The 11,725-nt window shown below is 37.8% G+C and carries 6 protein-coding genes and 1 riboswitch; all 6 genes read left to right on the top strand.

Annotation, left to right across the window (positions count from 1 at the left end; genetic code table 11):
- Window positions 1-97 precede the first annotated feature (97 nt).
- Entirely contained in the window at window positions 98-1,111 is a 1,014-nt protein-coding gene (locus ACIQXW_RS22995) for a YdcF family protein (RefSeq protein WP_402765877.1), read from the top strand.
- Between the two features lie 73 nt (window positions 1,112-1,184).
- Complete coding sequence (locus ACIQXW_RS22990) at window positions 1,185-2,471, top strand: SEL1-like repeat protein (RefSeq protein WP_402765874.1); 1,287 nt, start codon at window positions 1,185-1,187, stop codon at window positions 2,469-2,471.
- A 673-nt stretch (window positions 2,472-3,144) separates the two neighbouring features.
- Window positions 3,145-4,434 carry a protoglobin domain-containing protein gene (locus ACIQXW_RS22985; RefSeq protein WP_340822155.1) on the top strand — a complete coding sequence of 430 codons (1,290 nt, stop codon included), beginning with the start codon at window positions 3,145-3,147 and terminating at the stop codon, window positions 4,432-4,434.
- Between the two features lie 304 nt (window positions 4,435-4,738).
- Window positions 4,739-6,127, top strand: coding sequence for a protoporphyrinogen oxidase (gene hemG / locus ACIQXW_RS22980; protein WP_402765870.1), 1,389 nt, complete (start codon window positions 4,739-4,741; stop codon window positions 6,125-6,127).
- Window positions 6,128-6,252: 125 nt separating this feature from the next.
- Window positions 6,253-6,352, top strand: a riboswitch (SAM riboswitch).
- Window positions 6,353-6,442: 90 nt separating this feature from the next.
- Window positions 6,443-8,290 carry a bifunctional homocysteine S-methyltransferase/methylenetetrahydrofolate reductase gene (locus tag ACIQXW_RS22975; RefSeq protein ID WP_340822159.1) on the top strand — a complete coding sequence of 616 codons (1,848 nt, stop codon included), beginning with the start codon at window positions 6,443-6,445 and terminating at the stop codon, window positions 8,288-8,290.
- Window positions 8,283-11,714, top strand: a complete 3,432-nt coding sequence (gene metH / locus ACIQXW_RS22970; protein ID WP_402765867.1) for a methionine synthase — start codon at window positions 8,283-8,285, stop codon at window positions 11,712-11,714. Before ACIQXW_RS22975 ends, metH begins: the two co-directional genes overlap by 8 nt.
- Window positions 11,715-11,725: the final 11 nt, after the last annotated feature.

Genomic DNA, 11,725 nt, shown 5'->3' with positions numbered 1-11,725 from the left:
TTCACTACCTGTAATTTAGGAAATTTGCAATATATGAACAAGTAGTGTCAATATACTGCTGAATGGGGAATAGTAAGGAAGGAAAGGGGTAAATGTAATGCTACCAACAATGACATTATTGATTTCAGTATTTTTAATGCTATATATTACGGAAAAAAGGCGATTCTTTAATGCTGTAGTTTTAGGATTAATAGGCTTGAATTTATTTGTAGGAATAACAACACGTTATGCATTATTCATTAACGAACAAGGCATTGTGTCCAAGATGGGCATAATGACGTTGTTTGGTATTATCCCTAGTATAATGTTGTTATTATCTATCGCGATGTTTTTCAATAGCAAAATCCTACTTGAAAAAGAAGGACGAAGAATTCGAAATTTATTATTAGCTGTATTTGGATTGGCTTTCCTATTAATGATGATTGGATATGTCTTTATATTTTTTACAAATATCGAAAATGGATTTTGGCATATTCTTTTCTTTTATGCATTTTTGATTTTTGCTTATACAGTATTTTTATATACAAGTGTGATGGTCTACGCTATTATTTATCATTTTACACCGTTAACATACGAGCCTCGTTATATTATTGTGCTCGGATCGGGCCTTATCGGTGACAAAGTTCCCCCTCTGCTAGCAAGTCGTTTAGATGAAGCTGTTAAGCAATATAAAAAATATGGGGAACGTCCCTTTATTATCGTCTCGGGTGGGCGTGGAAGTGATGAAAAAGTTTCAGAAGCGTTTGCGATGGAAACATATATAATAGATGAATACCAAATACCGCATCGCAAAATATTGATGGAAGATAGATCAACAAATACAGAACAGAATATGGCTTTCTCAAAAGCAACTATGGATGCGCATGCGCAAGGAAGGAAATATCGTTCCCTTTTTGTTACGAATAACTTCCACGTATTCCGCGCAAGCATTTATGCTAGAAGGGCAAAGCTAGATGCACAAGGTGTAGGTTCTAAAACAGCGTTGTATTATATACCTAACGCTTTTACTCGGGAATTTATCGGTTTATTAGAAATGTATAAATGGGTACATGTAACGGTCTTTTTCGTCATTACATTATTAATAGGACTCATGTTAAGAGCATATGTGTAACCATTCTTGAACTGCCTTCCATATAATAGTAGCAAGGCAGTTTTTTTACATAGTGTGCAAGGGGGGAAAACAAATGTATGGGCAATTTTTAGCAAAGCAAAATAAGGAACGAACGGAGTCCTTACAACAGCTAACACATATACAGAATACATGGTTTGCACAAAATTTATCTTTACTCAATTTGGATGAAGTACAACTGACGACCTTGCAAAAAATGTTATATCAAGTTATTCAAGGATTGTTAAGAAAAAAACAACAACGTCACTTGCAAATTGTACATCCAGAGCAAACACAAACAGTACAAGATAATGTTTTAACACTGTTAGCAGAATACGATGACTTATTGCGTGAGGCAATACCACTCCCTATTTATATTTTAATATGGCAAATTACTTCTTTAGAGAAGTTAGCTTATACAACAGAAGTTGTGGATGATGTTCTCGATATACTGGAATGGTATGTTATGAAACAGGACGAAGCGGTCGAACTATTTGAAGAAGAAGATTTAGATCATGAAGAAATCATTGATTTATACAAAGCAGCAATTGAAGAACAAGATGCAGATGCCCAGTTTGAGCTAGGAGAATATTATAGTACAAACGATGATACACCTTTCCAACCCGAAAAATCGATAAAATGGTTTGAACTAGCAGCAAAACAAGGTAGTGCAAATGCTCAATATGCACTTGCTAACTATTATTTTGAGGGTATTGGTGTAGACGAGAATTATGATCGGGCGTTCCAATTGTATGAAGCTGCTGCAAATCAAGGGCATGCAGATGCAGCCAATAACTTAGCTGATATGTATTTTAATGGGGAAAGTGTACAAGAAAATATGGTACTTGCAAAGAAATGGTTTGATGTTGCCGCAACACAAGGTGTGGCTGAGGCAATGTTTACATTAGGTATTATGCATGAGCAAGGGCTAGGGATTGCGATAGATGAACAGCTGGCATTTAACTTCTATAAAAAAGCGGCTGAGGCAGGCTATGTTGAAGCGGAATACAGGCTTGGTGGAATCTATTTAGAAGGTCATTTAGGGCAAACTCGTGATGTAAATCGAGGTTTATATTGGTTTGAAAGAGCTGCTGAACAATATCATGTAGATGCATTTTATGATTTGGGCTTTATTTGGAGCAAGGGGTTAACGGGAATCCGCAATATTGAAAAAGGTATTCATTGGTTCAAGCAAGCGGCACTTCAAGGAGATCCTGAAGCAAAATTACAACTTGGCCACATTTACAATAAAGGTGAAGGTATACCACGAAATATTAAAGAGGCAAAGAAATGGTATGGACTTGCTGCAGAAGCAGGGATTGAAGAAGCGTCTCAATTACTTGAGGAGATAGATAATTTGTAAATTCCGACTGTTGTTATACTGGAATTACCCGTAATGGTTAGCTATAAACTAGCCATTGCGGGTTTTTTGCTGTTATAAAGAAAATAATGCTTATACGACATTACAAAGAAATAAGGACGCAATGGATTAAATCTTTGCATAATTGGTCAATGATTATTGTGATTATTTAGAACTATTTATTAACTATCTCGGTATTGGTCTTTTAGAACTGTTTTTAGCTGTTTTTTTAGGTTGATTGACCTCTTTGGAATGAATAAATGATAGATAGTGAAATTGCTGCTACTTAATTATGCTCGTAGTAATTCAAACAATATTCTTTAATTAGTAAAAAGACCGTAGATATAGCTAACGGAAAATGTTGAATTAGTAATTTTATCACATTTCCATGATGGATAACTTTTTGGTTTAGTAATAAATATTATAATGATAAATGGTAAAAAATAGGTTAATATAAATTGACAATTATATTTAAAGTGTATATTGTAAATGAGTAATTTTAAAATGTAAAATTAATGAATTATTGATTATTATGATGTTATTTTGTTATATTATTTTCTTGTTAATTTATTAGCGGTCGTGGTATTTTTTCGTATATTTATAAATATATTTGGGTAAACGGAAATAGATTATGCTCAGCTCTTCAAAAGAACATGTATATGAAAGAGGGAAAAGTGTGATTTTTCAAAAACAGAAAAAGGCAATGCCATTAGATTTACAACAATACTCAGTGACAATGGATGTTCCGAACTCACGAACATTGGTGAAGCAGATTGAAATGTTAAATTTGACCAAACTAGATTTACAATATTTAAAGGCTTTTAAACCATTTGTTGAGGACAACATAAATCAAATCGTAGACCGATTTTATGGAATGATTGGAACTGAGCAAAGTTTAGTAGATATTATTAATAAACATAGTTCTGTAGATAAGTTGAAGGTCACATTGCGCCGTCATATTATTGAAATGTTTAACGGTACAATAGATGAAGAGTTTTATAAAAGACGAGTAAGTATCGCAAAAGTACATGTACATATAGGCCTTAGAACACAATGGTATATTTGTGCTTTCCAAGATTTAGCCATTTCATTTATTGACTTGGTAGAAAAACATGTAGAACACCCTATGGACCAATTTAATACAATTCGTGCAATCTCTAAAATTTCTAATTTTGAGCAGCAGCTTGTATTAGAGGCTTTTGAAAGTACAGTCGAACGACTAAAGGAAAATGTAGAACGTGAGAAAGAGGCAGTTGAGAGAAAAATCGTGGAATCTTCAGAGGGGCTTGCTGCAATTTCTGAAGAAACAAACGCCTCATTCCATCAATTAAATAATCAATCACATGAAATTAAGGAATTGGCGAAAAGATCATTGCAGGTCAGTACGCTAGCTGAAAGTCAGGCGATTGAAGGTCGGGAACGTCTACAACATCAATCAAAAAATATGAGTAACATTATTCAATCAGTAGATGATATTACAGACAATATTAAGCAATTGACAGAAATGTCTAAGGAAATGGAAGCGATTATGAATGTTGTGACGAACATTGCAAATCAAACAAATTTATTAGCTTTAAATGCAGCTATTGAAGCAGCTCGTGCTGGAGAAGCGGGGAAAGGCTTTAGTGTAGTAGCCGATGAAGTTCGTAAATTATCTAGTCAAACAAAGGAATCTGTCACATCCGTAGCTAAATTATTAGAAAAGACGACGGAGCGAACGGATAAGCTTGCTCACACACTTAGTCATATTCAGGAAGAAGTTGCGTCAGGTGAGGAAAACATGACGCAAACTGAGGGGCAATTTAACAAAATTTTAGATGCTATGACACAAGCTAAGTGTCAAAATGATCGCATGGAAAAAGAAGTGCTCGCTGTGGCTGAGATTCTTAATGAGCTTGGACTTGCATTTAATGAAGTTACAAATTCAGCAGATAAATTAGCGAATGTTGCCCAAAACTTAAACTAATTTAATGATTTTATAAAATGGGGCTTAAATGTCCTCTAAATAAAAAATTAATTTACAATCCGCTTTGCTTTCCGCAGGTAGGATAGGAGTTATTGTCTTTGTGCTCTTGCCCTCCTTTACGGAAAACGAAGTGGATTTTTATTAAGGGTGCCAGGCACTCAAACAATTTACCCGTAGCGCAATCAATGGCTATTTATTTTTTGATTGCCTCATTTTTGCTAAATTTGTAATGGGTTGAACGTAAATGTTTGCAAAAACAGTTTATACTAATAGGAGATAAATAAAGAAATTAGGGGCGATCTTCATGGAAACAATAGTTGTATTGGGTGGCGGGATTACAGGTTTATGTACGATGCATTATCTACAACGTCAAGTATTGGAGAAAAAAATAGATGTAAACCTAGTACTTGTTGAAAAAAATGCATACTTAGGTGGAAAGCTATACTCCGCATATGACCATGGTTTTATAATGGAAACGGGCGCTGATTCAATTGTAGCTCGTCATAAAGGCGTTATGGAGCTAGTACAGGAGCTTAACTTTGAACAGGAGCTAGTGTACAACGAAACAGGTGTATCTTATATCTATACAAACGACGAATTACATGCAATACCAGCTGATTCAACATTCGGTATTCCTATGAGTTTAGCATCTCTGGAAGCAAGTACGCTTGTATCAGAAGCTGGTAAGCAAATCGCATTACAGGACTTAACGATGCCTAATAAAGGTTTTACGAAAGAAAGCTCAATAGGCGAGTTTTTAACGTATTACTTAGGTGAAGAGCTTGTGCAAAATCAAATAGCGCCAGTATTAGCAGGAGTATATTCTGGTGACCTACATCAACTTTCGATTGCTTCTACATTGCCGTACTTAATCGATTATAAAAATGAATACGGTAGCATCATCAAGGGGTTTGATGCAAATCGCGAACAATTTATGAAAGCTTCCAATAAAAAGTTTATTTCGTTTAAAAAAGGCTTATCATCTCTAATTGACCGCCTTGAAGAAACGTTAACAGAAGTAGAAATTATTAAAGGTGTAGCAACAACAAGTGTAAAGAAACATGAAGGGCAATATACAATTACATTAGCAAATAGTAGAAAGCTTGAGGCTAATCACGTTGTTCTAGCGTTGCCCAATGAAGCGGTGCAAAGCTTATTACAGGACCCATCGTTAGATCATTATTTTAAGGAATTTACTACAGCTTCTGCAATAACAATTTACTTAGGTTTTGATGTACCGGATGCAGTGCTACCAGCAGATGGAACGGGTTTTATTGTGTCACATAATTCAAATGTCCAATGCAATGCAGCAACTTGGACAAGTCGAAAATGGAAGCATACATCTGCTAATAGTAAATTGCTTGTACGACTCTTTTATAAGAGCATCAATCCTGCGTATGAAAAATTACGTAAGATGACAGATGAAGAACTAGCTGCTGTCGCATTAGACGATGTAAAGAAAAGTTTAGGGATTGATGAAAAGCCAACTGTAGTTAATGTTGCGAAATGGATTGATCAAATGCCAAAATACGATTTAGCACATCATGAGGCATTGAAGGGCTTAACAGCTGAGCTTGCAGAAAGGTATCCAAATTTATCGATTGCAGGCTGTTCTTATTTCGGAGTAGGCATTGGTGCTTGTATTCAAAATGGTAAAAAAATAGGCGAAGAGCTTGGAGAAAAACTAGTATAACGGTAAAACAAATGCGGAAATTTTATATTTTTCTGGAGAAATCTCCTTTGTTAAGTGAAATAGTCTTGACTCTATCGCCTGTAAACGATATGATTCTTTTAATTATTTGAAAAATTCATACTACATTCTTATCGAGAGAAGCCGAGGGACTGGCCCTATGAAGCTTCAGCAACCAACTAATGTCAGGTGCTAAATCCAGAAGACCTTTTTGGTCGAAGATGAGAAGGAAAAACAATTACGATTCGTTAAAGCCTTCTTTTTTTAAAAGAAGGCTTTTTATATTTTTGGATACAAGGAAAGTGAGGGTTACGTTTTATGGGATTGCTAGAAAAGTTAAAATCACATGTATTAACTGCAGATGGTGCTATTGGTACTGTATTATATGGCTACGGCTTGGAGTACTGCCATGAAGAAATGAATGTACAGAGACCGAAGTTAATTGAAAAAATCCATAAAGAATATATTGCTGCTGGTGCAGATGTGATTCAGACAAATACTTACGGTGCTAATGCGATTAAATTAGCACGCTACGGTTTAGAATCGCGAGTTCAGCAGTTTAATGAAGCTGCAATCACGATTGCGAAACGTGCTGCAGCAGATGGCGGACAATTTGTGTTAGGCACAATTGGAGGCATCCGTGGTATTCGTAAAAGTGATGCAACGTTAGAGGAAATTTTATCGACAGTTGAAGAGCAAGCAAATGTGTTACTTGCAGGCAATCCAGATGGCCTTTTACTTGAAACGTATTATGATTTCGAAGAGTTAAGCGCAACGTTGAAAATGTTACGTGCCAAAACAAAGCTACCAATTATTGCGCAGGTGTCGATGCATGAACCGGGCGTGTTACAAAATGGAATGGCATTAAATCAAGCATTGCACGAGTTAGAGGCTCTTGGTGCAGATGTAGTAGGCGTAAATTGTCGTTTAGGACCGCATCATACAATTCAAGCATTTGAAGGAGTTGAGCTTCCTGAAAAAGCATTTATGTCTGCATATCCAAATGCATCCTTGCTAGATTTAGAGGATGGGCGTGTCGTATATGAGTCAGAAGCTGATTATTTTGGTCGTGCCGCAGTTGCACTGGTTGACCAAGGTGTTCGTTTAATCGGTGGTTGCTGTGGTACAACACCAAAGCACATAGCAGCAGCGAAAAAATATTTAGAAGAGTTAACACCTATTGAAGAAAAGTTAGCAAAGCCTGAAAAAGTACAGGTTGTACGTGAAGCAGAGCCTGCGACGTATGAGCCATTGCACGCGAAGGTAAAGCGCGAGCGTTCGGTTATCGTGGAGTTAGACACACCGAGGCATTTAGAAATTGACGGCTTTATTCAAGGTGCGAAAAAATTATATGAAGCAGGCGCTGATGTAGTGATGATGGCAGATAATTCACTTGCATCGCCCCGCATTAGTAATGTGGCAATGGGTGCGTTATTGAAGGAAACGCACGGTGTCCGACCGTTAACGCATATAACGTGCCGTGACCGTAATTTAATTGGATTACAGTCACATTTAATGGGCTTAAATGCACTTGGCATTCATGATATTTTAGCGGTTACTGGAGATCCGACTAAGGTAGGTGATTTCCCAGGAGCCACAAGCGTTTATGATGTATCTTCTATGGAGCTAATCCAGCTGATTAAACAGTTAAATGACGGTATTTCATTTTCCGGAAAGCCACTTCGTAAAAAGGCAAACTTTTCTGTAGCGGCAGCATTTAACCCAAATGTACGTGTACTAGACCGAGCAGTAGCTCGACTAGAGAAAAAAATAGAGCATGGTGCGGATTACTTTATTTCTCAACCAGTTTATACGAAAGAAAAAATCATTGAAATTTATGAGGCAACAAAGCATTTAGATGCACCAATTTATATTGGTATTATGCCAGTAACGAGCTATAAGAGCGCTGAGTTTTTACACCATGAAGTACCAGGTATCAAACTATCTGACGATGCACTGTCACGCATGAAGGCATGTGGTGAAGATAAGGAACGTTCAACATTAGAAGGGATTGCAATTGCTAAAGAGTTAGTAGAAGTAGCTGCAGAGTATTTCAATGGTATTTACTTAATTACACCGTTTTTACGCTATGATATGACGCTAGAGTTAATGAAATTTATTGAGCAATTGGATGAACAGAAAAAAGGGGTAAGTATAGATGGCTAAGCACTTGATTGAAGAGCAACTAGAGAAACGAATATTAATTCTGGATGGCGCAATGGGTACAATGCTTCAAAATGAAAACTTATCAGCAGAAGATTTTGGTGGCGAGGAGCTTGATGGTTGTAACGAGAATCTTGTATTAACTAGACCTGATGTGCTTGAAAAAGTTCACCGTAAATATTTAGAGGCTGGTGCGGATATTATTTGTACAAATACGTTTGGAGGTACGCCTCTCGTATTAAATGAATATAGCCTTGGGTCTAAGGCAGAAGAAATTAATAAACGTGCGGTAGAAATTGCGCGCAAAGTAGTGGATGAGTTTTCTACTCCAGAGTGGCCCCGTTTTGTTGCGGGAGCAATGGGTCCAACGACAAAAACGTTATCAGTAACTGGCGGTATTACCTTTGATGAACTTGAAGAAAACTTTTATGTACAGGCAAAGGCACTAATCGAAGCGGGCTCAGACGTACTGCTTCTTGAAACAAGTCAGGATATGCTAAATGTAAAAGCGGGGACACTGGGGGTATCACGTGCGTTTGAGGAAACTGGAAAAGAACTACCTGTTATGATTTCAGGCACGATTGAGCCAATGGGCACAACGCTAGCAGGGCAAACGATTGATGCCTTTTACATATCAATTGAGCATATTAAGCCGTTATCTGTCGGCTTAAACTGTGCGACAGGTCCAGAGTTTATGACAGATCATATTCGTTCGTTAGCGGAGCTTTCTACCGGCTATATTAGCTGTTATCCAAATGCTGGTTTGCCAGATGAGGAAGGTTGTTATCATGAATCTCCAGAAACTTTATCTCAAAAATTAAAAGGTTTTGCTGAAAAAGGCTGGCTTAATATTGTTGGCGGCTGTTGTGGAACAACACCAGCACATATTGCGGCAATCCGAGAAGTGCTGAAGGATGAAAAGCCGCGTCAATTACCGGAAAGTACACATGGTCATGTTGTATCTGGTATTGAACCTTTAGTATACGATGATTCGATGCGTCCGCTATTTATTGGGGAGCGAACGAACGTTATTGGCTCCCGAAAATTCAAAAATTTAATTATTGACGGTAAATATGAGGAAGCGGCAGAAATCGCACGTGCACAAGTGAAAAATGGGGCACATGTTATAGATATTTGCTTAGCGAACCCAGATCGTGATGAATTAGAGGATATGCGTGGCTTTATGCAGGAAGTTGTTAAAAAAGTAAAAGTACCGCTTGTAATTGATTCTACAGATGAGAAAGTAATTGAGGAAGCGCTGAAATTTTCACAAGGTAAAGCCATTATCAATTCTATTAATCTAGAGGATGGCGAAGAACGTTTTGACGCCGTAATGCCATTAGTGAAAAAATATGGTGGCTCTTTAGTTGTCGGTACGATTGATGAGCAAGGGATGGCAGTAGATCGCCATCGTAAACTAGAAATTGCCGAGCGTTCTTATCAATTATTAATAGAGAAATGGGGCTTAGCTCCAGAGGATATTATTTTTGATCCGCTAATGTTCCCAGTTGGTACAGGGGATGAACAATATATTGGTTCAGCACTTGAAACAATCGAGGGCATTCGTCTTATTAAAGAAAAACTGCCTCGCACGTTAACGGTTCTTGGCGTAAGTAATATTTCCTTCGGCTTACCACCAGTTGGTCGTGAAGTATTGAATGCTGTCTATTTATATCACTGTACACAGGCAGGCTTGGATTACGCGATTGTCAACACAGAGAAGTTAGAGCGTTATGCATCAATTCCTGAAGAGGAAATTAAGCTTGCAAATGACCTATTATTCAATACAAATGATGAAACATTAGCGGTATTTACTGATTTTTATCGTGATAAAAAGAAAGAGAAAACTGAAGCAGATATTCCGAAAACAGTGGAAGGACGCTTAGCTTATTATATTTTAGAAGGTACTAAAGAAGGGCTTATTGAAGATCTTGATGCCGCTCGTGAAATTTTTGACGCACCGCTTGATATTATTAATGGACCATTGATGGAAGGGATGGCTGAGGTTGGTCGCTTATTCAATGATAATCAGCTTATCGTAGCGGAAGTATTACAATCAGCAGGTGTTATGAAGGCGGCTGTAGCGCATCTTGAGCAATTTATGGAGAAAAATGAGGACAGCTCTGGTAAAGGGAAAATGGTGCTTGCTACTGTAAAAGGCGATGTGCATGATATTGGTAAAAATCTCGTAGATATTATTTTAAGTAATAACGGATATAAAGTGGTTGATTTAGGCATTAAAGTAACGCCATCACAGTTAATAGAGGCTATTCGCAAGGAAAAGCCTGATTTTATCGGTCTGTCGGGATTACTTGTTAAATCTGCTCAGCAGATGGTTATCACTGCCCAGGACTTTAAAGCAGCAGGTATTAATGTTCCTATATTAGTAGGAGGCGCAGCGTTGTCTCGTCGCTTTACTGAAACGAAAATTGCAAACGAATATGAAGGTCCTGTTATTTACTCAAAAGATGCGATGCAGGGGCTAGAGCAAGTAAATCGTTTAATGGGTACAGAGACGCGAGAAAACTTTTTAGCTGAAATAGCAGACTCACGTCAAAAACGGTTAGAGGCTGATGAGAAACGTGCAGCGCGACCTGCGAAAGAAATTACTGTGAAGCCTGTACGTACAGTAAAAGATGCGACTGTGTTCCTGCCTGCGGATGTTCGTCGTCATGTGAAAAAGGATTATTCCGTGTCACATTTATATCCATATGTGAATATGCGAACATTGATTGGTCACCACTTAGGCCTAAAAGGACAAGTTCAGCAATTGCTTGATGCAGGAGATGAACGGGCAACAGAACTAAAACAACTAGTCGATGGTTATTTACAAAGTGACCTATTAAAACCTTCAGGCTTGTATCAGTTCTTCCCAGCGCAAGCTGATGGAGATGATGTTGTCGTTTATGATCCGTCAGATAGTAAAACGGAAATTGAACGTTTTACCTTCCCGCGTCAGCAGGTTGAACCGTTTATGTGTTTAGCTGATTTCTTGAAAACAGTAGATAGCGGAGAGATGGATTATATTGCACTGATGGTTGTAACTGCTGGTCAAGGTGTTATGGCGACAGCTCGTCAGTTAAAAGAGGAAGGAAAATTCCTTGAAAGTCATGCCCTTCAATCAACAGCTCTTGAGCTTGCAGAAGGCTTTGCAGAGCGTATGCATCAAGAAATTCGTGACCAATGGGGCTTCCCTGATAATACAGATTTCACAATGCGCGACCGTTTTGCCGCGAAATACCAAGGGCAACGTTTCTCATTTGGCTATCCTGCCTGCCCGAACTTGGAAGACCAAGAGAAATTATTTGGCTTATTAAAGCCGGAGGACATTGGGGTTCATTTAACAGAAGGCTTTATGATGGAGCCAGAAGCATCCGTATCTGCGATTGTTTTTGCACATCCAGATGCAAGATATTTTAACGTGTAATATAGATAAAA

The organism is Lysinibacillus sp. NPDC097162 (genome assembly GCF_044762185.1).
Taxonomy (GTDB): Bacteria; Bacillota; Bacilli; order Bacillales_A; family Planococcaceae; genus Lysinibacillus.
The sequence above is the reverse complement of the archived record's forward strand: the minus strand, read 5'-3'. Positions and strand labels throughout refer to the sequence as shown.

Excerpts from the sequence above, each read along its gene's own strand:
- metH (WP_402765867.1), top strand. The coding sequence starts at position 8,283 with ATGGCTAAGCACTTGATTGAAGAGCAACTAGAGAAACGAATATTAATT.
- ACIQXW_RS22975 (WP_340822159.1), top strand. The coding sequence starts at position 6,443 with ATGGGATTGCTAGAAAAGTTAAAATCACATGTATTAACTGCAGATGGT.
- ACIQXW_RS22995 (WP_402765877.1), top strand. The coding sequence starts at position 98 with ATGCTACCAACAATGACATTATTGATTTCAGTATTTTTAATGCTATAT.
- ACIQXW_RS22990 (WP_402765874.1), top strand. The coding sequence starts at position 1,185 with ATGTATGGGCAATTTTTAGCAAAGCAAAATAAGGAACGAACGGAGTCC.
- hemG (WP_402765870.1), top strand. The coding sequence starts at position 4,739 with ATGGAAACAATAGTTGTATTGGGTGGCGGGATTACAGGTTTATGTACG.